At 51.8% G+C, this 23,082-nt stretch carries 22 protein-coding genes and 1 pseudogene; 9 read left to right on the top strand and 14 right to left on the bottom strand.

The features are described 5' to 3' along the window. The first annotated feature begins 13 nt into the window (after window positions 1–13). The gene (locus ACIP1X_RS02690) at window positions 14–979 is read left to right on the top strand and encodes a helix-turn-helix domain-containing protein (protein WP_400749082.1); all 966 of its coding nucleotides are present in this window, start codon (window positions 14–16) and stop codon (window positions 977–979) included. A gap of 12 nt (window positions 980–991) precedes the next feature. Here ACIP1X_RS02690 and ACIP1X_RS02685 read toward each other — a convergent pair whose 3' ends face one another. Next, complete coding sequence (locus ACIP1X_RS02685; protein ID WP_400749080.1) at window positions 992–2,482, bottom strand: glycoside hydrolase family 1 protein; 1,491 nt, start codon at window positions 2,480–2,482, stop codon at window positions 992–994. A 294-nt stretch (window positions 2,483–2,776) separates the two neighbouring features. Between ACIP1X_RS02685 and ACIP1X_RS02680 the strand changes: the two genes are divergently transcribed. Beyond that, window positions 2,777–3,256: a MarR family winged helix-turn-helix transcriptional regulator gene (locus ACIP1X_RS02680; RefSeq protein WP_400749426.1), complete on the top strand. Its 480-nt coding sequence runs from the start codon at window positions 2,777–2,779 to the stop codon at window positions 3,254–3,256. 202 nt (window positions 3,257–3,458) lie between these two features. Here the strand turns inward: ACIP1X_RS02680 and ACIP1X_RS02675 are convergent, their stop codons facing one another. From ACIP1X_RS02675 to ACIP1X_RS02665, 3 genes are all read right to left on the bottom strand, one after another. Next, complete coding sequence (locus ACIP1X_RS02675) at window positions 3,459–4,823, bottom strand: MFS transporter (RefSeq protein WP_400749077.1); 1,365 nt, start codon at window positions 4,821–4,823, stop codon at window positions 3,459–3,461. Between the two features lie 123 nt (window positions 4,824–4,946). Next, entirely contained in the window at window positions 4,947–5,885 is a 939-nt protein-coding gene (locus tag ACIP1X_RS02670) for a 3-keto-5-aminohexanoate cleavage protein (RefSeq protein ID WP_400749074.1), read from the bottom strand. Between the two features lie 23 nt (window positions 5,886–5,908). Then, window positions 5,909–6,832: a 3-hydroxyacyl-CoA dehydrogenase family protein gene (locus ACIP1X_RS02665; RefSeq protein ID WP_400749071.1), complete on the bottom strand. Its 924-nt coding sequence runs from the start codon at window positions 6,830–6,832 to the stop codon at window positions 5,909–5,911. A 127-nt stretch (window positions 6,833–6,959) separates the two neighbouring features. On the opposite strand from ACIP1X_RS02665, the gene ACIP1X_RS02660 reads away from it, so the two are divergent. From ACIP1X_RS02660 to ACIP1X_RS02640, 5 genes are all read left to right on the top strand, one after another. Continuing rightward, a complete protein-coding gene (locus tag ACIP1X_RS02660; RefSeq protein ID WP_400749068.1) occupies window positions 6,960–7,994 on the top strand; it encodes an AraC family transcriptional regulator in 1,035 nt (344 codons plus the stop codon). A gap of 162 nt (window positions 7,995–8,156) precedes the next feature. Further along, complete coding sequence (locus tag ACIP1X_RS02655) at window positions 8,157–8,684, top strand: cupin domain-containing protein (RefSeq protein ID WP_400749065.1); 528 nt, start codon at window positions 8,157–8,159, stop codon at window positions 8,682–8,684. 242 nt (window positions 8,685–8,926) lie between these two features. After that, window positions 8,927–10,114 carry an OprD family porin gene (locus tag ACIP1X_RS02650; protein ID WP_400749423.1) on the top strand — a complete coding sequence of 396 codons (1,188 nt, stop codon included), beginning with the start codon at window positions 8,927–8,929 and terminating at the stop codon, window positions 10,112–10,114. Window positions 10,115–10,150: 36 nt separating this feature from the next. Continuing rightward, window positions 10,151–10,549: a carboxymuconolactone decarboxylase family protein gene (locus tag ACIP1X_RS02645; RefSeq protein WP_400749062.1), complete on the top strand. Its 399-nt coding sequence runs from the start codon at window positions 10,151–10,153 to the stop codon at window positions 10,547–10,549. Beyond that, a complete protein-coding gene (locus ACIP1X_RS02640; protein ID WP_400749059.1) occupies window positions 10,546–11,394 on the top strand; it encodes a 3-hydroxybutyryl-CoA dehydrogenase in 849 nt (282 codons plus the stop codon). The genes ACIP1X_RS02645 and ACIP1X_RS02640 overlap by 4 nt, the downstream gene beginning before the upstream one ends. A 129-nt stretch (window positions 11,395–11,523) precedes the next feature. Here the strand turns inward: ACIP1X_RS02640 and ACIP1X_RS02635 are convergent, their stop codons facing one another. Then, entirely contained in the window at window positions 11,524–11,841 is a 318-nt protein-coding gene (locus ACIP1X_RS02635) for a histone-like nucleoid-structuring protein, MvaT/MvaU family (protein WP_400749056.1), read from the bottom strand. Between the two features lie 305 nt (window positions 11,842–12,146). Here ACIP1X_RS02635 and ACIP1X_RS02630 point away from each other — a divergent pair, with 305 nt between their 5' ends. Then, window positions 12,147–12,467 (top strand): hypothetical protein, encoded by a 321-nt coding sequence (locus ACIP1X_RS02630; RefSeq protein WP_400749053.1) that lies wholly within the window; start codon window positions 12,147–12,149, stop codon window positions 12,465–12,467. A 7-nt stretch (window positions 12,468–12,474) separates the two neighbouring features. Here ACIP1X_RS02630 and ACIP1X_RS02625 read toward each other — a convergent pair whose 3' ends face one another. The 3 genes from ACIP1X_RS02625 to ACIP1X_RS02615 form a co-directional block, all read right to left on the bottom strand. Continuing rightward, a complete protein-coding gene (locus ACIP1X_RS02625) occupies window positions 12,475–13,185 on the bottom strand; it encodes a hypothetical protein (RefSeq protein ID WP_400749050.1) in 711 nt (236 codons plus the stop codon). 615 nt (window positions 13,186–13,800) lie between these two features. Further along, entirely contained in the window at window positions 13,801–14,298 is a 498-nt protein-coding gene (locus ACIP1X_RS02620) for an exonuclease domain-containing protein (protein WP_400749047.1), read from the bottom strand. A gap of 130 nt (window positions 14,299–14,428) precedes the next feature. After that, window positions 14,429–14,728 carry a hypothetical protein gene (locus ACIP1X_RS02615; protein ID WP_400749045.1) on the bottom strand — a complete coding sequence of 100 codons (300 nt, stop codon included), beginning with the start codon at window positions 14,726–14,728 and terminating at the stop codon, window positions 14,429–14,431. A gap of 197 nt (window positions 14,729–14,925) precedes the next feature. Between ACIP1X_RS02615 and ACIP1X_RS02610 the strand changes: the two genes are divergently transcribed. After that, window positions 14,926–15,225: a hypothetical protein gene (locus tag ACIP1X_RS02610; RefSeq protein WP_400749043.1), complete on the top strand. Its 300-nt coding sequence runs from the start codon at window positions 14,926–14,928 to the stop codon at window positions 15,223–15,225. 359 nt (window positions 15,226–15,584) lie between these two features. Here the strand turns inward: ACIP1X_RS02610 and ACIP1X_RS02605 are convergent, their stop codons facing one another. The 6 genes and pseudogenes from ACIP1X_RS02605 to ACIP1X_RS02580 form a co-directional block, all read right to left on the bottom strand. Next, complete coding sequence (locus ACIP1X_RS02605) at window positions 15,585–15,941, bottom strand: hypothetical protein (RefSeq protein WP_400749040.1); 357 nt, start codon at window positions 15,939–15,941, stop codon at window positions 15,585–15,587. Between the two features lie 49 nt (window positions 15,942–15,990). After that, the gene (locus ACIP1X_RS02600) at window positions 15,991–16,392 is read right to left on the bottom strand and encodes a DUF6957 family protein (RefSeq protein ID WP_400749037.1); all 402 of its coding nucleotides are present in this window, start codon (window positions 16,390–16,392) and stop codon (window positions 15,991–15,993) included. Between the two features lie 109 nt (window positions 16,393–16,501). Further along, window positions 16,502–17,230 (bottom strand): metallophosphoesterase, encoded by a 729-nt coding sequence (locus ACIP1X_RS02595; RefSeq protein ID WP_400749035.1) that lies wholly within the window; start codon window positions 17,228–17,230, stop codon window positions 16,502–16,504. Between the two features lie 1,107 nt (window positions 17,231–18,337). After that, a pseudogene (locus ACIP1X_RS02590) lies at window positions 18,338–19,302 on the bottom strand (transposase); the annotation flags it as partial. Between the two features lie 239 nt (window positions 19,303–19,541). Next, window positions 19,542–19,805 carry a transposase gene (locus ACIP1X_RS02585; RefSeq protein WP_154909239.1) on the bottom strand — a complete coding sequence of 88 codons (264 nt, stop codon included), beginning with the start codon at window positions 19,803–19,805 and terminating at the stop codon, window positions 19,542–19,544. Window positions 19,806–21,818: 2,013 nt separating this feature from the next. Next, on the bottom strand, window positions 21,819–22,949 hold the full coding sequence (locus tag ACIP1X_RS02580) for a tyrosine-type recombinase/integrase (RefSeq protein ID WP_400749033.1): 1,131 nt from the start codon (window positions 22,947–22,949) through the stop codon (window positions 21,819–21,821). Window positions 22,950–23,082: the final 133 nt, after the last annotated feature.

The raw sequence follows: 23,082 nt of genomic DNA, 5'->3' as shown, positions 1-23,082 counted from the left end.
AGGCGGTTGCTCAATGGCCTCTCTAATTCGTACCTATGCCGATACTCTGAGCGTTCCGCCTCTTCAAAGGGTGGACTACTGGAACGCTTATAACCGCACTGCACTCGTGGGACTGCGATCGTCCTCCTTATCCTACCAAGGACTGATGGCTCGCCAAGCGAATCACAGGGTTGGAGAGATAGGGTTAGCTGACATCTCAGGCAATGATCATTTTGTGGAGCGCGATGCGCTGCTGGTCGAGCAGTGCCCCAAAAACTCAGTTTTCGTCTGCCAGATCCAGCAAGGCTCTGGTTTCTTCGTACAGGATGGCCGTCATTTGCTGCTAACGCAGGGTGACCTGGTTATATACGACACTCGCACCCCGTTCCTCTTGGGCTTTCTCACTGAGATGCACGAGAGCTTGGTGGATGTACCAGAAGCCGCCTTTACTCGACGCACCGGTATAGCTGCGGATCAGCTCCCAATTAAAATCACCCCGGATAGCCAAACCTCGAGAATGTCGGCCAGTCTCCTCAAGCGCACCGTCAGCGAATGTATGACTCAGGAGTCCTCGGGTGAACAAGATCATCTCTCGGGTGTTATCTATGACACCTTGAGCATGCTGCTAAGGACTCAGCTTGATGACCAGCGAACGAGTGCTACCAGTGAGCTATCCAAGTTATTGGCCAAGCGCTACATTCTTCAGCACCTAGTAAATCCTGAGCTTTCGCCCGCCGAGGTTGCTCAGGCAATCCGCCTTTCGCTGCGCCAATTGAATCGACTTTTTCACCAGGAAGGTACAAGTCCGGCCCGCTATGTCTGGGAACAGAGAGCGTTGCGCGCCTTCGATGACTTGCTCAATCCGATGAAGCGAGCTTTAACGGTTGGGGAGATTGGTTTCGCTTGTGGTTATTCCACCCAGGCCCATTTCAGTCGAGCGATGAAGGAACGGTTTGGTATGACTCCCTCCGAAATCCGCAACCAAACCGAGAAGGAATAAACGCATTCGTTATCAATTAATCTTTTGAGCTGATGAGACTGGTGAGTCACAGTCTTTGGATTTGACGGGATCCCCCTTGACCAAACGTGCATAGACCAACGCACTGTTCTTGGGAGTTCGCTTTTGCGTATCGAAATCCACGTAGATCAGACCAAACCGGCTACCGTAGCCGCTCAACCATTCGAGATTGTCGTGGCTTGACCAGACATGGTAACCGCGTACATCCGCACCGGCTTTCATCGCCTCCACCATAGCGGCGACGTGATCCACAATATATCTGCATCTGTTTTCATCCCGGACTTCGCCGTTAACGAGCACGTCCTCTCCGGGAAAACCCGCCCCATTTTCAGTGATGAAGACAGGAGGATTACCGTATTCGACGCGGATACGATCAAGCAATGCCTTGAACTGGTCAGGTCGAACTGCGCCGTTGAACGCGGCTAAGGCCCCTTCTGGCAACCACATTTTTGGCGCGTAACCCTCTGCACCAGTTTTATGGCTAATGAACAGCGGTGAGTAGTAGTTGACACCCAGGTAATCGAATTCAGCTGCACCTACCCTCTTTGCATCACCGGCTTGAACATCAATATCAAGGTGCATGGTATCGGCAAGCTTCAGAACATCAGCTGGATAGGTTCCTTTGTAAATGGCATCAAGAAACCAACGATTCAACACGCCATCAGCAGACTTGGCGTCCTGTTCGTCGGACGACGAGGCATTTTCTGCAGTCAAAATCGGGAACAAGGGCAAAGCGAGGCCCAACCGACCTTTGTAGCCATGGGCAGTAAAGCTTTCTTTGGCGGCAGCAGACGCCAAGAGGATGTGATTGAAGACCTTCAACGCCTCCCCTAAATGAGCAGCGCTCGGAACGATAGCTAAATCACCAGGTTGACCATTGAGTCGCTCTTCGGCCATGACCTGAGTGGCCCTCTCCACAGAAGGCTCGTTAACCAGGACGAACAGGTCTACCTGATCTGCAAAGTTGGCAAATACTACTTCAGCGTAGCGTTGGAACCAGGCAACCGACTTTCGGTTAGCCCAGCCACCATCGCGCGCGAGGCTCGCTGGCATGTCCCAATGGTAGAGAGTCAGCATTGGTTGGATACCGGCAGCTTTCAAATCATTAATGAATTGTCGGTAATGGTTAACAGCAAGAGGATTCACAGGGCCCAGACCGTCTGGCAGCAAACGCGTCCAAGAAATGGAAAAACGATAGCTCGTGAATCCGAGGCTCTTCATCAACGCGATGTCTTTCAGGTATTGCCTGCGATCATAGAAATTTATTGCAGTTGCCCCTGAGACACCTGGCCCCGCTAGGCTGTGGTCGTCTAGGTAGACATCCCATACAGATGGGCCTCGATTGTCCACTCGAGTCGCACCTTCAATTTGATAAGCAGCGGAAGCGGCTCCCCAGCGAAATGGTTCCGAGGCCTTGGTGGGCACGGTAGCTTGGGCACTGAGGGATATGGCTAACGATATGCAGGCAATGAGACCTGTTTTCATGACAGTTTCCTTTGATCGGGCGACGCGAAATATGTACAGCACAGCTCGTTGACGAACCGCGAACGATGACCGCGAGGCATTTAATCATCAGATGATGACTAAATACAGTTGATCGCCGTCTTGTGCTGCGTCGCCTGCCCAATGCTCTGCACCAAAAGGTCTCTGGTTATGCCCCTTCGTACGGCTTAGCCTCAGATAAAAGGCGAATCCCCTATGCTGCCCGCTCAAAGTCACCATCGAAAGCCGTCCATTCAGTTATACTCATTAACTGATTTTTCCAAGGCGCCTCCAAATATGAGAACCTCTACAGTCAAATCCGGCGCTCATGCTGACAGCGACGCACTGGACGCCGAAGCCAATTCTACAGGCCTCGATAACCTCATCGGTTATGCTCTGCGCAGAGCACAGATCAAGGTATTTCAGCATTTCGTAGAGCAATTAGCGGAATACGATCTACGCCCCGCGCAGTTTTCAGCCCTGGCCATCATAGCCCGGAACCCTGGCCCTACTCAGACTGAACTGGCGAAGGCGCTCGCAATCGAACCACCCCAAGTAGTTCAGATGGTTAACAAATTAGAGAAAGCTGGTTTAGCGTTACGGATCCGTAGCAAGGCAGACAAGCGATCCTACGGTCTGTATCTCAGTAAGGCGGGTGAGAAGCTTCTAGCGCGTTTACAAGAAGTCGCTGCTAGTAGTGACGAGGCGTCTACCGCCAGCTTGGACAATGCCGAGAGGGCTGAGTTGTTGAGATTACTGCAGAAGGTTTACCGGTAGTTGGCTGGTAGCAGACTGCCGGGAAGGACATCGCCCCTTGATAAAGATGAATAAGTAGCGAAGAAGAATTTCTCGAATCCTGCACGATTGAAAAGGGCCCTTTAAGGGCCCTTTTGTACTCAAAGCAAAATCACTTGGTCAGCCAAGACGGTCGCGGAGCCGTAGACGTTATGGCTGCCGGGAGATTGGTGAACGTGTATCTCTACGGTTCAGTACCTACACGTACTGCTCTTGCAGGCAGAGCAACAATGATTGCCAGCCCGCCTGCAAGCATCAGCAATGCGATGGTGAAAATACCGTTGTCGAGACTGCCTGTTAGATCCTTGATGAAACCAAGCAATGCCGGGCTGACGAATCCACCGATTACGCCGATCGAGCTGACCAACCCTATGCCTACCGCTGCCGTGGCTTTGTTTAGGTAGGTCGAAGGAATAGCCCAGTAGGCGATACCTGCACCGAACTGGAAGAAGCCCACGAAACTGAGCACAAGCAACGTTGCCGGTAACGAGTTGTTCAGAAATGGAGTGGTAGCCAGACCAATTGCTCCAAGGATAAGTGATCCCCCTACGTGCCAACGACGCTCCTTGCGCTTGTCAGAACTCGCCGACACAAAGAGCACGCCGAGTGCAGCAAACACGTAGGGGATTGCCGAATATATCCCAATATGCGAGACGTTCGTGACACCCAACCCTTTGATGATCGTGGGCAACCAAAAGGTGAAGGTGTAATTGGCACAGGCGGTGGTGAAGTAAATAAATGCAAGTAACCAAACCCGGGAGTCGCTCAGGGCGAGGCGCATTTTGGACAGCATTCCGACATGCCCGTTACTCACGCTGGAATCCGTATCCCTCTCCATGGCGATGATAACTACCTGCTTTTCGCTAGCCGATAGCCACTTCGCTTCGGAGGGGCGGTTTGCGAGAAGAAAGTAACAAAGGCATCCGAGCAAGACAGTCGGTATCCCCTCAATCAAGAACATCCACTGCCAGCCGTGCAGACCGCTGACGCCATCCATCGAAGACATAATCCAACCCGATAGTGGCCCACCGATGATGCCAGCAACAGGGATCGCAAACATGAACTGGCCTGTAACCTTTCCACGCCGTGAACTGGGGAACCAGTAGGTGAGGTAGAGGATGATGCCAGGGAAAAAACCGGCTTCGCAGACGCCTAGAAGCAGTCGCACGAAATAGAACTGCTCAGGGGTCTGCACGAGCATGGTCGAGGCAGATACAAGCCCCCAGAGAACCATAATGCGCAACAGAGTAATCCGTACGCCGACGCGCTCAAGCCAGAGATTACTAGGCACTTCAAACAGCAGATAGCTGATGAAAAAAATGCCTGCGCCCAATCCATATACGGCTTCTGAAAATCCCAGATCGGCACTCATCTGAAGCTTTGCGTAGCCGACGTTAATACGATCCAAAAAAGCGAGCAGGTAGGCTAAGAAAAGCAACGGAACCAGCCGCAAGGTGATCTTTCGATAGACAGCATTTTCCGCTATTGAGCCGCTGGCAGTGCTACTTGCATCAGCATCGTTTTCGCTGACCGTCTGGATGTTGGTCATAGTGAAACCCTCGCACTGGTATTATTATTGTTTTTTCCACGAAGCGCTTAGCAGCGACCACTCGATAAGTGGTCATCGACCTGCATACATGGATGTTAGGGGTGGCGTTCGCCGGACTGGATTTTAGAAACCCACGTTTTGCGCGCCTTTCAATCCCAAGATCTGCCGGGCTTCGTCAGGCGTGGCAATTTCATAAGAAAGCTCTTCCAGAATTCGACGAATCTTTCGAACTTGGTCGGCGTTGCTCTTGGCTATTACGCCTTTCTCTAGGTAGATGCTGTCTTCCAGGCCCACACGTACATGGCCACCCATAATCGCGCCGACGGTGAGCAAAGGCATCTGGTGGCGACCAGCACCCAAAATGGAAAACTCATAGCTGCTGCGACCGAACAGTCGGTCAGCCACGCCACGCATCATCGCAAGATTTTCTGGGTCTGGCCCGAGACCTCCCAGCACCCCATAAATTGACTGAATGAAAAATGGAGGCTTGATCAGCCCTTCATCCACAAAATATGCAAGGTTGTATAGGTGTCCCACGTCATAGCACTCAAGCTCGAACCGAGTGCCTGACTCACCCAGCTCCTGCATGATGTTTTTGATGTCTTTGAAGGTGTTCCGAAAGATAAGATCTTCCATTCCCTCCACGTATGGTTTTTCCCATTCGTGTTTCCAGTTCTGCATTTTCTTAGCGATTGGATGAATCGAAAAGTTCATCGACCCCATGTTTAGCGAGCACATCTCAGGCTTTGCCCGCAGTGGATATGCGAGTCGCTCTGCAAGCGTCATACGTGTACTGCCACCGGTGGTGATGTTAATCACCGCGCCAGTCTGACGTGCGATTTCAGGGACGAACTGATCGAAAAGAGCTGGATCTGGCGAGGGGCGCCCATCGATGGGGTCGCGCGCATGCAAGTGCACGATGGAGGCACCGGCTTCGACGGCCTCAATCGACTGCTGTGCAATCTGCTCGGGTGTAATCGGCAGGTACTCAGACATTGTTGGAGTATGCATTGCCCCGGTGACGGCGCAGGTGATGATTACTTTTCGATTTTTATTGTTCATGTTTTTTTGCTCAGCAGGGGCTATCAACTAGCCGGGTGTTTAACGGAGTCGATCAGGCGAAGCGCAAGTTGTTTGCGTACTTCATCAGCCTGCTCTTGAGTCCAGGCCCGGAGTCCCTGCCCGGAGCGCATACCCTCATGACCATGCTCAAGCAGTTGGTCTAAGAGATGGTTTGGTTGAGTGTCGTTGCAAAGGTCAGGGAAGATGACCTGGTGCACTTGCTTGGCGAGTGTCAGCCCCACAAGATCTGCGTTCTCCATGGGCCCGAGGAAAGGCAGTCGCATGCCAAAGCTCTGCTTGACGACCGTATCAACTGTTTCTGCTTCACATACGCCTTGGGCGACTAAGGAAATAGCCTCTCGCCACATCGCATGCTGGAGACGATTACCAATGAAACCTGGAACGTCTCGATAAACCTTCACAGGAGATTTGCCGAGGCTCAGAAGCAGTTGGAATGTCGACTCGAACACGGCCTCGCTGGTGTATTCGGTACGTACAACCTCAACCAGCGGAACCAGATGCGGGGGGTTCCACCAGTGCGTGCCGACAAGGCGGGCGCGAGCATCATCGCTCAGAAGTTCGCCAATCGAGGTGATGGGGATCACCGAGGTGTTGCTCGCCAAAATTGCATGCTCAGGAGCGTATTCAGCTATCTCGGCAAATAGCTTCTGCTTCAATTCCAAACGCTCAGGAATCGCCTCAATGACGATGTCCGCATCCGCAGCAGCGCTTTTTAGATCCTGCGTCAGGAATATGTTAGCGAGTACAGCGCCAGGGGAAATCTCCATCTGCTCAAGGTTGTGAGCGATACGTTGGGGAGCAACCTCAAGGATGGCTGCGTCTGGGTCGCAGATGGTGACTTTGTGCCCGGCTTGAGCAAATACCTGTGCGATGCCATGACCCATGAGGCCCGCGCCGATGACGCAAGCATGAAGTTTTTCTTTCATGGTGACTCCGTTTTTATATTGCCCAAGGGCTTTTTGTTGGAGTCATACTACGAGCGTGCCGATAGTCTGATAAGGTTTCTAAGGGACATCTTCCAGTCCTATTCGGACATTAGTCATAGGCCTAACCATGCCGGCACCCGGACAAATATTGCTGAACCAAAAGATCTTCGCTCCCTACAAGATAGCCACGCTTGTGGAGACGGTTGCCGAGCAAGGCATCACTGCTGAAGTGGTTCTTCGCAACACGCATCTAGATACCAGCAAAGTCCACGATCCAAATGCACTGACCTCCGTCCATCAGTACATAGAGGCCTGCGAAAACGTCATCAAAGCGGCAGCAGACGCATCTACAGCCTTCCAGGTCGGCGCTCGCATGCATTTGTCGGCATATGGCATGTATGGGTATGCGCTGATGTGCAGCCTCACACTCCGAGACTTCTTTGATTTCGGCGTGAAGTACCACCCGCTTGCGACACCCACCCTACATATCAGTTGGCGAGAAGAAGCTGGGGCTGCGATTTGGGAGTTCTCTGACATCTACCTCAACCTGATGACTGAAGAGACCCGTGAGTTTCTGATTCAGCAACAAATGGCTCAACACGTTACCCACCTACATGACGCGGCAGGCCCAGACTGCCAACCCATTAAGGCTCTCTTTTCATACCCGGCCCCACGAAACAGAGCCTTGTATGAACGTTGGTTGGCGTGCGAATGCCTATTCGATCAGCCGGCCAATGAACTGCATTACCCTAGCGCCATCCTGGATCAGGCACCTCAATTGGCTAACCGCTTAACTCGCAGCTTGCTTCAGGAAACCTGTGACCGACTGATAGGCAAAGCCAAGACATCCTCCGGCGTTTCGGGTGAGGTGTACCAGTTGATGATGCTGACTCCGAACAAGTTCCCATCCATGGAGCAAGTGGCTGAACAGATGAGGTATACCACCCGAACTCTGCGTCGCAAGCTGGATGCCGAGGGAACGGACTACGGGGCGATCTTGGATGACGTTCGATGCAGCCTTGCAATTGAGTACCTACAGACAACGAAGATGAGCACCGAGGACATCGCTGCCAAGCTAGGCTTCAGCGACGGTACAAATTTCAGACGCGCATTTAAGCGGTGGACAGGTAAGACTCCTCGCCAAATCCGAGATGAAGCGTAAATACAACCGGTGAAAAATAGGTTCTCTTGTCCGAAAATGACCCGTTTGCATCCGCTTATGACCTCGCTCTGGTACCGAGTGATTCGTAAGATGAGGAAATGCAGCCCACCTATTGTTAGCGTGCCTCGCATACGGCTCAACCAATAATAAGAGTGCCAGTTAATGCTTATTCCTGTTCGCCGGATAATCACCTGCAACAATCATGAAGGTCGCTCCTCCGTACTCTCGGACGGCCCAGCCACCAACATAATTGGTGCCTTGACCGAGCTGTGGACAACCGCTGAAGCCCCTCACGACCACGCTACCAACACTGACCTCGGAGCCTGCTCTAACTCCTTAGAGCCCCCTACATCTGGAACCGTATTTCGCTTCTTCCAAATTCCGCCAGAAGCCAATAGCGCTCACCTTTCTCCGGAAGAGAAGGCGAAAGCCTGGAGCGACTTATTCGCCAGCATGAACGCCGCGCATGTGCAGCCGGATACCCGACGGGATCCCGGTATGCATAAAAGCGCCACGACGGATTACATAATCCTCCTGCAAGGCGCCATCACCCTCGTACTGGATGATGAGGAAGTGGAAATGAAACCATTCGACGTTGTCATCCAACGAGGGACAAATCACTCGTGGGTGAATCGTGGTGAGGTTGATGCCTTGCTGATGGCTGTGCTCGTTGACGCCAAGGGCACCTAACAAATTCAAAGCGCCTAGTAGTGCCACGTTTATGACTGCACTGCTCACTCGTTTGAAGCGCTGATTAATTAGCGCCCCCTCCCTGCACTCTCAATAATTCGACGCAGCATTTCCTTTGTGAGGATACCTGCGCGCAGAAAAAAGGAATAACAACAATGAATATCCTTATCCGCTCTGCACGACCCAAACTTTCTGCTGTAGCTGTACCAGGTGCTATTGGGTTGTTGTTTTCCACAGCCGCCATGACGGTCTTGGCCGAGGGATTTGCTGATGATGCTACCGCCTCCCTCAACTTCCGAAATTTTTATCAGAACCGTAACTTCCTCGACTCTACGTACCCACAAGCAAAAGCTGAGGAGTGGACACAAAGCTTCATCCTTGATGCTCGGTCGGGTTACACCGGAGGCACGGTTGGTTTTGGCGTCGACGTTTTAGGGCTGTACTCGATCAAGCTTGATGGTGGCCGTGGCACGGCAGGAACCCAGCTATTGCCTGTGCATGACAACGGACGTCCAGCTGACGACTTCGGTCGGCTAGGGATCGCCCTGAAAGCCAAACTTTCACAGACAGAACTGAAGGTCGGTGAATGGCAGTCAGCCTTACCCATTCTGCGATCCGACGATGGCCGATCTCTGCCCCAAACTTTTCGCGGCGCTCAGATCACCTCTAAAGAAATCGAAAACCTCAGCCTCTATACCGGTCAATTCAGAGGTAACAGTCCTCGTAACGACGCCAGCATGGATGACATGTTCATGGCCGGCAGGCCTGGGGCTACCTCGGATCGATTCAACTTCGCAGGAGGCGAATACACCTTCAACAACAAATCCACCCTCGTGGGCCTCTGGTATGCGGAGTTACAGGACATCTACAAGCAGCAGTACCTCAATGTTGTGCATACCCAAGAGGTCGGGTCGTGGAGGCTCGGTGCAAATACTGGTGTGTTTCTAGGCGACGAAGACGGTTCAGCTAAATCCGGTCAGATGGATAACAAAACCTACACCGCCATGCTATCGGCCAAGAAAGGCACAAGCACTTTTTATGTCGGGTTGCAGCAAGTTCATGGAAGTACCGGTTGGATGCGGGTCAACGGTGCAGGTGGCGGCTCCCTGGCGAACGACAGCTTTATCACTAGCTATGACAACGCCGGAGAAAAGTCCTGGCAACTGCGACATGACTACGACTTTGTCGGCTGGGGCATTCCAGGTTTGACGTTGATGAACCGGTACATTTCGGGTGATAACGTCCACATCGGCAGTACGGACAACGGCAAAGAGTGGGGACGTGAATCCGAAATAGCCTATGTCATTCAAAGCGGTGCGTTTAAGAATCTTTCGCTCAAATGGCGCAACTCGACACTACGGCGAGATTTCAGCAATTTCAGCATGGACGACAACCGAGTGATCATCAATTACCCCATCAAATTCCTTTAACCAAACCCTCCACCCACCCCTTACCAAGGAAGCCAGATGACTGATCAAAAACTGAGCGGGATCGATATCCGAAGATCCGTAATGGGGAATGAGTTTGTTGATAAGGCTATGAACGATGCGTCCGCCTTCAAGCAACCCCTCCAAGACTTCATTAATGACCATGCATGGGGTGGCGTGTGGACTCGGCCTGGTCTGTCTCTGCAAACCCGAAGCCTCATAACGCTCGCTGCGTTGACTGCGCTCAAAGCGCCTCAAGAGCTCGCCGGGCATGTAAGGGGGGCACTTAACAATGGCTGTACCGTGACGGAGATCCGTGAGGTTCTCCTCCACTGCGCCGTGTATGCAGGTGTTCCTGCGTCAGCAGAAGCCTTTCGAGCTGCACAGGCTGCTATCGATGCTTTTAGCCATGATTTAACTGGGGGTGAAATTAAATGACCATTCAAACTATTGGCGTGATCGGTGCCGGCACGATGGGCAACGGTATCGCGCAGGTATGTGCTGCGGCGGGCTATCGCGTGCTCATGCTTGATATCAATGACGACGCATTGGAGCGTGGGCTCTCGGCCCTCACGAGGAACCTTGAACGCCAAGTGTCAAAGCAAACGCTATCAAGCGCGCAAGCAGAAGCCGCAATTGCACGAGTGCAGACCTCGACTGATTACTCGCACTTGAATGTTGCAGACATTGTTGTAGAGGCAGCCACAGAGAACCTGGAATTAAAGCTACGAATACTCAAACAGATTACACAGTACGTGCGCCCTACCTGCGTCATCGCGACTAACACATCATCGCTTTCTATCACCCAGTTAGGGGCTAGCGTAGATAAGCCGGAACGTTTCATTGGCCTGCATTTCTTCAACCCTGTACCAATGATGGGACTGATAGAAATAATCCGTGGGCTGCAAACCTCTGACGCCACCCACGCCCAGATGATTGAACTGTCGGATCGCCTTGGCAAGACCGCGATTAACGCCGGAAACCGTCCTGGCTTCGTGGTAAATCGAATTTTGGTTCCAATGATCAACGAGGCAATCCTGGTTCTTCAGGAAGGGCTATCTACTGCGAAAGACATTGATTTGGGGATGCAACTCGGATGCAACCAGCCGATTGGGCCACTCGCTCTAGCTGACTTGATCGGTCTCGATACGCTGCTCGCCGTCATCGAGTCGTTTCACGACGGGTTTAGCGACAGCAAATACCGTCCAGCACCCCTACTGAAAGAAATGGTGGCCGGTGGTTTGTTGGGAAGAAAAACTGGGAGAGGGTTTTATCAGTATTAGCCGAGTCGGCGATTGGCAAAAAGGTTGGCGCAGTGTGGCTGCGCCTGCATCGAAGACACGCGCAACGCGCCATGCCTGGCGCACGTATGAAAAAGGCCCTCAGAGGGCCCTGTTGTACTCAAACCAACATCACTTGGTCAGCCAAGACTCAACAGTCGCGGAGCCGTGCTCAGCTTTCCATTCCTTCAGCGTCCGGTGGTTGCCGCCTTTGGTTTCTACGACTTCGCCGGTCTCTGGATTTTTGTAGACCTTCACTTGGCGAGGCTTGCGAGTGCTGCTCTTCGACTCCGCAGCGGGTGCGTGACGACCAGCCTTTGGATCAAGTAGGTTGACGATGTCTCTCAAGCTGAAGCCGTACTTCGCTAACAGGGCACGAAGCTTTGTTTCGAACTCGATTTCTTGCTTCAAGCCGGCGTCACCTTTTAAGGTTTCAAGCGCAGGCGGCATACGGTCATCTACTAGGAGAGCAAGAAGACGACAAAGGAGTGGAGGAATTTATGAGCCTTGCCATGACAATCTTCAGCATGATCGCCGCTTGGATGGCGATAGCCCTGGCTATGTTGTGGGGACTGCTGCGAATCGTACGTCGTCACCAATTGTGTGCCGAGGACATTACTTCCCCTGATGTCGGTAGGAGGCAAACGCCAATGCCTCGTCCATTGTCGCGTGACTTCGTCAAACTGATGCCGCCCGAGAGATGCCCGCGTGCTGAGACGACGGCAGGAAATGACGAGCTCTTGGGAGCTTAAGGGATGTACCCGATGACACCTGACGGTCGATACTTTGTAGTCAAAGGACAATTGTGGCGCTGCAGCAATCCTTTGCTGAATGAAGATGTGCGGCAGCGCCTGGTCAATGACTTGATGACGGCGCGTCGTGAGGTAAAGGCAGCGAAAGCGTCTAGCGATGACGGGGAGCTGACAGTGGCCCGGGAGCATGTCCAAGCGGCAAAGGTAGCGCTCGGAGAGCGAGGGCCCGTGTGGTGGAACGATGGCAGTCCTGACTTTAACAAACGTCAGGTGGCCAATACGCCGTATGCGGAGTGGTATCGCTCCCTGAGCACCAATCGCTGACCAGCACCTATAGCTTCGCCACAAATCCTTGACCACCACAAGCGGTGCAGTCCTCCTGAAGCTCGAAGCGATCAAGGCATGCCGGGCAAATACGAAACTTCGCCAGGTCAATCAATGGGCGAAGCTTTTCGAACGAGCGTAAGTCTCGGCTTTCTTTGGCCACGAGAGCGGTATCGATCAGGCCCCGGTAGGAATCTGGATCATCCACTGGCTCGCGGAAGATACCTTCGATAGTCCGCCCGGTTTCGACGAGCTCGTACCGTTGCCCGTCAGGCAATGTCAGCGTCAGCCCTTTGATCCCCGCAATCACTCCGGATGGGCTAAAGACTAGATTCGCACCATCCGCACTTCGGTAAATCTTGCCGTCGTATGTTGCGATGTTTGCCTCAGCGAGAGTGCTCATGTGGTAGAAAATCGATCGCCTAACTATGCCCAATATTTCTGCACTGCCATGTTTCACAACGTCGTACGCCGATGCACCGCAATATCGAGCTGGGGCGTCAATCAACTCTTCTACAGCGTGCCAATAGGCAGCATTCGCCATTTCGTTCATGTCGAAGCACTGGAGATCATCGATGAGCCCCTCGGACGCCAGCGTGGCGGACATTTCGCGGAGCGTTTGCCGGTGAGCCTCTGGGTTCTCCATTCGGAAATCATGGTCGTCGAGGGTTGAGCGCCATTGCTGAAGCCGGAGCGCCTTGGCCTGATCGAAATTCATGGATTGGATTCACTGCATAGATACTGGTTTTATGTACAGTATTATAGGCGATCAACTCAAGCTAGTTTTAGCCGACGAGCCGCAGATCAGGCTCTTCCCTGCCACTTCCGGAATGGGTAGGTTCGCGGCCCTGATTTACTCGTCTTCCGCTGAAAGCGGTGAATTGAGGTCAACATCTGCCTGACCGACTAGCGCAAAAATTCGAGCGACCAGACGCGTATCCACAGGCAGCATTCGCTCTGGATACGTGTCCATGTCAGCCGCGAGAAGCCCGAGAGTTCGGGATACGGATAGATGGCCTTCCATCGGTTCATTCGCTGGCGAGGTCTTCCGAACGTGGTGCGCGGACTTGATGTTGGGGATACGAGGATCATTCATGACTCAACCTTATGCGATTCGACGTTGCAGCAACTGCGGGAGTATCCACCTGTTCTGATGCCGAAATGTTGCTCCGATTAAAGGGAGCTTTGGATGTGAAAATTATGGCTAAGCAATAATTATGGCTGAGCCATAATTTGAAATAATCCAGCTTTGTCCCTTCGCCACCGGATGGTGAAACTCAAATCACCAGCAGGACACCGTTCAAAGCTGAGCGACCAACGTCGCGATGTACCTCTATGGTGACAGAGCAAACCGAGAGGCCAATGCCTTGAAAAGCTCTGCAAGCATCCGCGCGTCTAACAATGCATGGTGCGGCAGATCAGGTAGATCCAGCTCCTCAAGAGCTTCCGCACTTACCTGATTGAAAAGGATCGTGAGGTCGGTTGGTTGATCCATAACGTGGAGTGGCCAGGGTTGATGATCTACACAAACGAGATCACGGAACAACTGCCAATCCCAATGTGGCGCATCTGAACATATCTCAAGCTGCTCGACGAAGCTCCCTAGAAATCTGCGAAGAGAGGCTTGGGCTTCGCTAAGCGACTGACCACATCGCAGAGGATCAAGCTGTGGTAGAACGTTCTGAATAACGAAATCACTACAGTCTTCGACCAGATAGGTGTCGATCAGCTCAACGTAGAACTCTCGGCCCGACTCTGATACCAGAGCTAGGGATATCAGCTTCGAGTCCCGATTGAGCTGAGTAAATTCGCAATCAAGGAATATCTTCAACGCCCTTTCCTTTTCATCGAGTGCTAGCGTGGCCTGTCATTGGCGCCCATGCTCGTCCCACTGATGGATTTGCGAGGCAAGTTGGCTGAGTAAGATGAGACGCTGCATTTGTGATTGGACGTGGGGACTTTCAGTCGTCCCCCCAGGGATCGAATTTATCCCCATACCTCGCGTGTAACGCACGATTGCGTTCGATCCGCCTAATCCACGGATCGTAGTCCTCTGGCAATGCGGCGAGCTTAGCGCTAATGATCATTTGCACTGTTTCATCACGCAGTAACCTACTGGTCAGCTCGCGGCATTCGCCACGCGTCACCACACCATAAGCGGCGTGATTGTCTTTAACGTATAGATCGGTCATTCCGACCCGTATATGGCCATATTTGTGTACGTCATCCGGGTAGATGTCCTCTAGGCTGAGATATCCCATACCAACTCCGGGCTAAGAATGTACTCGCTGAATAGCACTGCCTGTACGCTCCGCAATGTTCAAAGGTGCCACCGATAGCGTGCACCATCATTGAAGTCGTCCCTTCGCGCCAGCGCCTACAAAAACCAGCTAACAACAAGCGATTTAGTGTGCGCAAGATAGCCTCAGCTCAGTTATCACCGTTCCGAGAATCCGCTTTGAACACACCTGACGCACGTGCCGATTTCAACACACTGATCAACGCACCGAAATTTTCCGATGACCCCGTTGGGAGCCGCCAGAAGAAGCGGTGGCAGCTCATTGCTGGCGACATTTTCAAAAGCACTTCCATCGAAGCCCTGCTGGAGGCGAGAGGAAAAGCTGAAGGCTACATCCATGGCTTGGTGGACGCCGGGCATCTTTCAACAACCGATACCGACCGCGACTATCTAATCCTGTGCGCGGTTCGTAGGCGCCGTGGTTTTTTGCAACAGCTGCTGAACGAGCTCGGTTACTGAGCTAAGGCGAGCGGTGACTCCATCAGATGGCACGAGCGTTACGGGACAGATGCCGCTTGAAGCGCTCCGCATAGTTAACTCGAAGCGCAGCAGACTAAAACCGTAAGAGGCCTAGCAAGCGAATGTTCAAAGGTCTGACGGAGCTCGAGCAATGAGCCTGTCCTGAATCAACTCCCATTCCTCCATTGAAATGAACACAGCAGTCCCGCGTTCTCCATCAACGAAAACTGGTTTGCGAGTCGTGATCACAATATCGAGCAACTCCTCGAAATGGATTATTGCCCGAGCAACTGACCATCGTTCATCTGTCACGTGCCAAGCCCTGTCATTTGATCAAAGGATGGTTTTCATACCGTCGATTAGAAACTATCGGCGGACTCAAGAAGCTTCAAAAAGCTAGCTCTGCCGAGGTCTCGCCTGAAGCTAGCGATGACGTAATTACCATCTTGAGTCTCGAGTAACCAAAATCGTCCTTCTTTCCTCGCCGACTGAATTTTACCCGTGTGAAGAATTGAACCATCAGCTCTGTGGTAGGCATCATCCTTCTCAGAGTGATCGAATGACACCCCGACGCATGTGTCATCTGCAATAAAAGCGTCGCTGATGAATGCCGTGACAGGCACCGTGTATTTGCGAAGGCTTGCTCGCACCAAACGGCGCAGCTGAAATTCGCTGACATCTTTACTATGAAATTCCAGCTCAATTACTTCAGGCATCCAACTCAAGCTCCAAAACGACCATGAATAAACCGTCGGCAAGCATCGCTCACCCTGCCCTCATTGAAAAAGCGGCACCAATGCTCGCCTCTTTTCTCAGTCCTGACCCAAGCAGGAGATAGACAGTTTTTTTGGTTTCAAACAGGTAAGGGCTGGAAGAGATGCCGAAATTACTGCGCACCCACATCGAAGGCTGAAAGCGACTTTGGCTGTCGAGGACAATTTCGTGGGCGAAAAGCGTCGCGGGAAGTAAACCAAGCCCGCTTAGCTTTTCTTTCTCATCAGGGTTAACCGTAAGGTCGATCAGGATCCACTGCTTCACCACGCAGAATGCTTTGCCTGGGAATGTCTTTGCTGCCAATGCAATCAGCTCGTCTTGGGTTCCTTGCCAACCAGCCACCTCTTCGCCGGCGCCGTAAAGGAGCTGGGAAATCTCTTCTAACGTAACCATGTGAATTTCTCGATCGATGTAGGCTTAGATCGCACAAATGGAATTCATCCCAGCGCAACAACTTAGGGAAAAACTCAGATTGCTGAGGTTCATCGCTGCATGCCGCTCGTCAAATCTCGAGCACGAAATCCTGATCGAAACCGGTGTCTTCGGTTGGGTATCCGCGAGGATTTGACACAACTCTGCAACCCTGCTTAACGAAATCCGCAGCGATGTGGGTATGTCCATAAATCCACACATCGGCCTTCTTCAGAAGCTCGGGCCAATTGTTTGCATACGCAGCAATGAGGTGCGCAGGAAAACCCTCACTCACGTATTCCACCGTCGGTGCATGGTGCGTGACGACAACAGTTTTACCGGCGAAGGGTTTGTCCAGTTCTCCAGTAAGCCAGGCGTACGCCGCCTGCGATTTAGCGATCAAGTCATCAGGACGCAAACGCCGGAAATTTGCATCGGTTCTGATCACGGTGAAATCGTTCATCCAATCCCAAGCAATACGTTTGGCGGCAACCACATCGCCGGTAGACGAGAAATCTGTCCACGCTGTCGTGACCAAGAATCTAGTTTGGTTCAGGATCAAGGCCTCGTTTTCGAGGACGTGGACATGAGGCGCTGCCGCGTCCTTCATTTTTCGAAGCGTGTGATCGATGTGGCCGCCATAAAACTCATGATTGCCACACACGTAGATCACAGGACAACCGAACACGTCGTTCGCCCAAACCACGCCGCGCGATTTGATATCAATGTCACCAGCGAGAATGACTACGTCCGCATGGCTTGGGGTGGGCTCGAATCGAGCGAAGCCGAGGTGCAGGTCGGAATAGATTTGAAGCTTCATCGGTGTCACCGTGTTGTGTAGTGCTAAGCACCCTGAACCTGGGAATGAGCACTCTCCATGTCCTGGTAGATTGTTTGGATGTCGGACAGCGAACTGACATCGAGACAATCGGGAGTACTGCTGTACACCGCTCCGCTTGCAACCGTGTGAAGTAACACGCACTCGCCTTTCTGGTCGTAACCGATGTTCAGGCTGATTAGCTTCTCCATACGCTCTGAGAGGCCTCCATTGACCCAGGGTGAGGTTATGACCTGAACCTCTTCAACAATGCAAGTTGGGCCCTCCAGCTCCAGTAGGTTGGACAAAAAAGAGGCGTCCGTAGGCATATACCTCTTGGTGAGTTGTCTGGCTCCCTCCGTGAACCGAAGGATGACGTGATACCAAGGATCCATTGATTCCCGTTCGATCATTCGCCATGCGGTTCGTCCTGGCCCCGGGAAGCCGGGTCGACCTTCTCTATAATACTCATGAGAAATAAACATTTTTAGATACTCGCCTGTGATTCGCGCATGTGCGCCAAAGAGCAAAGAGCAAAGAGCAAAGAGCAAAGAGCAAAGAGCAAAGAGCAAAGAGCAAAGAGCAAAGAGCAAAGAGCAAAGAGCAAAGAGCAAAGTCTTAGACTATATCCATGGATTATTGGATGCCGTTCGCCTATCGCCAGGAGACACCGATCGTGGCCGCCTGATTCTGAGCGTCGTTCAAAGGCGTTGCGAGTTTTTACAGAAATTGCTGTACGAATACAGTTAGCCAATCTCTTCAAATGGGTAATTGCAAGGGTTAGAAACTACGTATCATCCATACGATTATTGCTTGCCGCTACATGCGTGTGCCGATAATTTCATAGCCCCGTCTTTTCTTGGTGGCTAGCTTAACCGGTTGTTCAGATGTGTCAAACACGTGCCCAAGCCTGCTGATCCGTTCTGGGCAAAAACCTTCAATCTCATGCAAAATCAGCATCGTGTCAATTTATATATAATGTTTTAACCAATTGATTTTAAAGGTTTTTTTAGGTAACACCCTAGTTGCTGCGCAAAAAAACAGCATAAACATTTTCGTCTTTTTTTAGAATATTCGGCGTTTTTCTAGGTAGTTGTCGCGTCCACCGTTTCAATACGCGACTTTTACGATCACGGCCAACTCCCTTTCCGAGTTCAGATACACCGTCCCGATCGGGTTCAAGTTATGCGTTTCACCCGACTACCGTTCCGGTCTTCTTTCTCGGGCAAGCCCATAGATCGCGTCCCGACGCGCCAAGAAATCTCCGTCTTTCCCGTCGTGGCGCTGGGCCGGAGCAACGAAGCGGATTCGGCTGTGACGATGCACGGTGTTGTACCAGGTCATAAAATCCCTCACCCAGATACGTGCATCATCCACGCTGGTAAATCCATCGTGCGGCCATTGCGGGTAGTACTTGAGCGTTCTGAACAGTGATTACGAGTACGGGTTGTCGTTGCTCACCAGTGGTCGGCTGCGCGTTGGCGTGATGCCCAGGTCATACATTTTGGTCGTCAACGTCCCCGATTTCATCGGCGCAGCATTGTCCGAGTGCAACACCATAGGCTGACGCCAGCATTTTTCAATGCATCACGCTTTTCTGTAGTAACGCTGCTTCTTCGCCGCTCTCGGCTTCGTGGACTTCCCAGCCCACGGCCTTGCGGCTGTAGATATCCTCGATCAAATAGAGGTAGTAAAACTTCCCGCGATCCGGCGATGGCAGGTAGGTAGGTAGGTAGGTAGGTAGGTAGGTAGGTAGGTAGGTAGGTAGGTAGGTAGGTAGGTAGGTAGGTAGGTAGGTAGGTGATGTTCCATGACCACACCTGATTGGCCAATATCGCTGCGTAAGTGGTTGGCGCCTCATGGCGATGCGGCCGCTTGACTCGGGAGCGGTGCTGATGACCCGCGGCATGCAAGGCGCGATACAAATTTGCCTCCGAGGCCACATAGCGTCCCTCGTCGGCCAACTGCGGGACGATCTAGCTCGGCGGCAGATGCGCATAGGCTTTGCTGTTGCACAGCGTCACGATGCCTTGTCGCTCAAGCTTACTTAGCGCGTTGCTCGGTACCTGGCCAGTGGAATTTGCCTTGGTTAAACCGTCAGGCAGCAAGCCATATTCCCACGCCGTCATGCACCAGGACTTTCATCCGGTTGTCTCGGAGATTGGCAAAGAACTAAGCACTGTGCGGCTTAGCTGCACCGAACACTCCAACCACCCTGGCCAGCGCGGTTTCGGTGCCGGCGCGCATATCCCTGGGCTCAGTAGCGTGCCAGCTCATGGACAAACCGGGCGCATCTTTCAGGATCTGAAGATGGTCACTTCACAGTGAGTTGTTGGTGGCCAAAAGGGATCTCGATGGTGATAGAGACTGATTGGGCTGGGCTACGGACGAGCTTCATCTGAACGAAATTGGGCAGCGTCGGCGCCTGATGATCACCATAAGCAGGTATCCATTTTCGAACCAGAGCAGCGTTGATGCCGTGGCGCAATACTACGCTGGCCATTGATACGGCTGTTTGCAGGCATTCTTGGACGACTTGGGCTTTGAAAGGTTTGGAATAAGAGGTTCTTTGGCGCATGGTGATCCTGACGATAAGGGCGGTGGTGTCCACATATTTTAGGTGGACACCATCGCCTATATGGTTGGGATCGGGTAGGTGAGTTCGCCGGTCGCTTACCGAATGCAAGCGGGGCGGTCAAGTCGAATGCAAATAGCTGGTCAAGTCAGTGTAATTACGCAGTGCAGTGCAGTGCTTTGACCAACGTCTTGCGAGCTTCTTGATTCACCGGCGGCTCCAACCATCAGGATCTGGAATACCGTACTTTTTCGCCGCTATCCCCCACCTCATCACAACCTAGATGACGTGGTGCATGTTTGCCCAAGGTGCTTGTTTTCAGACACCGCGAACCGACGCCAGATCTTCGGAGTGATCCTACTAGGTGCGGGTTCAGGTAAACGGACAGTTCCAGGGCAGCAGAGCCACCGATCCAGCATGCTACAAAAATTTCGCAAGGAAGCGCAGGTGTAATTTCGAGGGGATCGGGTGGCATTGGTAAGAACCTTCCCCTCAAGTGGTGGTGTCAAAACGATACAAGCCTAGGTGACTAGCTGCTTACGCGTCAGCCATCAATTAGCCACAAGCGACGTAAACCCCAATCTTTACGGTAATTCTAAAAAGTCAACCAATATATATTTTTGGGTACCCCCTTGAATTCGGTTTTTTAAAACGGAGTGTATAGTTATTGAATTCAAAAACAGCTTTCTCCAAAGCCTTCAATCAATACTCACATCTTCAAGCAACGCCCAACTGACCTTTGCCTAGCGCTTCTGAGATTCAACTTACTTACTGGCCAATTGATAATCTGTAGAGGAAACCCAATCAACTGTACCGAGAGCTTTAGGAGGCCGCTTAGCTTGTATTAGTCGTTTATCCGGCCGCAGGACGGCTAGCTTGTCTTTTGAGCCCAAACCAAGCGGCTAAATTTTTGGGATAACTACGTCCAAAATTTGAGAATCACCATGCCGTCAGAAAAAAAGGGTTTAAAAAATTCACAGCCGACAAAATTTAGGACGAGCTCTACTGCCTCGTTAAGCCGGATCGGTCACTAGGCACGTCAGCCAAGAAGCTTTACCCGAACGCACATCCCAAGTCGACAACATCGCCCTTCCCCACATATCTCTTGCGGCACTCGAGAGTAGGCTCATGCGTCTTTCCAGATAGGCGCCGGCTGGCCATTGCTAAGTGCGATTTGATCCCCTGCAGGTCTTTCAGTGGTTACAGTACACCTTCCCTATACTCTTTAACCCTGATAATTGACGGATTGTCAATATCCAAACTGATTTTTTTCGTTGACAGCGAATCACTAAACATTCATCATGAATTGACTCGGGCCGGTCGGCGCCTTGATGCAAGCTCCTGATTTCAGAAAGGTATTTTTTATGCTCACGCCCGTAACTTGAGACTCAATTTCTGCAAAAAATATCGCCGCGATCCGGTCGTATCGGCCGAGCACTCTCGACTTTTGCAGCAGACAGCATTAAGTGACTCTTACGCTACACACATATCGGTCGCCTAGTTTTTACAACCGTGATGATGGTTTGAGCTCTTCCGATTCGAGCACGACTGCCATCGCCTGATCCGCCTGCACTACCTGCACTACCTGCACTCTCAACGCCTTAGTACTCATGGAACCGGCAAATCAAACATTTGGCGCTACGACTAGGAGGGTACGCGCGCTCACGGACTACGAGCTTACTCATGTCTTCGACAGACAACTTCACACCCACCCCAGCTACGCCTTTTCAATGCCATAAAGAAAGCGGATTTAGCAATTTGAGAAGCAAAATGGCTGACGAAGTCAAATGCTTCACTGCAGAAGATATCAGTGAGTTGGCGAAGGTGAAGCTAGAAACTTTGGCGTACTGGAGAAAGCATGGGAAGGGGCCCAAGCCCATTCGCTTTGGAGACGCCTACCTCTATCCAAAAATCTCCGTAATAGAGTTTATTAACGGATTAATGGACACCGGGCAAGAAGAGTTCACCAGAAGGTGTATATAAGAGAAAGGGGCCGCTGGCCCCTTTTTTTGTGTTTTAGGCCTGAGCTCCTGTCAGCTCCCCTACCTGCTCAACAAGCCAAGCGAGTTGCTCATTAATATTCTTGGCGTCCTGCTGTTTAATGCTCAAGGAGTTGTAAGCAGCATGAACATCAGAGGCCTTGATGTGAGTGTATCGCTTCAGTGTTTGCCAGTCCCGGTGCCCGCTCATCAGAGCTACCTGCGGCACGCTCAATCCAATACCAAAGAAGTCAGTGATTGCTTTATGTCGCAAGTCATGAAATCTCACCGGGCGAACAATTCCTGCATCGACCCGGGCACGCGAGAAGGCAACCGACACAGACTTAGGGTTGTATGGGAAAATTGGCCCTGATTTACGATTCCCAACAAATTTCTCAACAATCTCCCAAGCTGACGGTAGCAAGGGCACTGTTTCATCGTTACCCATTTTTTCATCTGGGTGCTTCCTATCACGAATAATTACAGTCTTGTATTCATGGCTCAGATCTTCAATGCGGATGTTGCATATCTCTGATTGTCTCATTGAAGTATACAACCCAAACCTAATCACCTTGGGCATATCGATTTGCTGTCGTTTCTTCGTCGCGAACACGCCAATGATCGCGTCAATCTCCGACTGCGTTGGAACACATTCAACCTCTCGGCTTTTGATCCTCAGCTTGTGACTAGTCTTCAAGCTTTTGCGAGCCTTATCTGCCATATCCCGATCAACATCCAAATGCTTTACGTCGTAGCAGTAACGCAGAACTGTCGATAGGAGAGAGAGATCACCTGCAATGGTCTGACCTTGTACGCCTTCTTTTTTCCGAACCTCGATGAAAGCGTCCAAGTGGCTTTTGGATAGACGCTCGATCCCGATTTTCCCGAATCGATCCTTCAGGGCACTGTAGATGAAGAGAGCGCTCCGCTGAAGCGTTCGTCCGGGCTGTATGTAAACCAGGTAGTCGTCTATATAATGACCAACAGTCGAGCCCTTAGGAGCCGCCATCCTGCCAGTGGCTTTGATTTCTTCAAGCTGACGCACCTTCTCTTTCGCGAAAGCCTTTGCCAGTTTCTCGGATGTAAACGTAGAGCTAATCGTTTTGTGGCCTTTGGCTCGGATCAAGACACGCCAGTTGCCGCTGGGGAGCTGTTGAAAAGAAGCCATGCTCGTGTTCACTCACTGTTCATTTACTAGTACCCGAGGCATACCTTTTATGCACACGGCGTGTACCCCAGGTGTACCGAAACCGCAATTTCTACCCCTGAAATGTACACAAAGAATAGCATGAAACTACGCT

The organism is Pseudomonas sp. NPDC088885 (assembly GCF_044750025.1).
Taxonomy (GTDB): Bacteria; Pseudomonadota; Gammaproteobacteria; order Pseudomonadales; family Pseudomonadaceae; genus Aquipseudomonas; species Aquipseudomonas rustica.
Note: the sequence above shows the minus strand (reverse complement) of the source record. Positions and strands in the feature narration are given on the sequence as shown.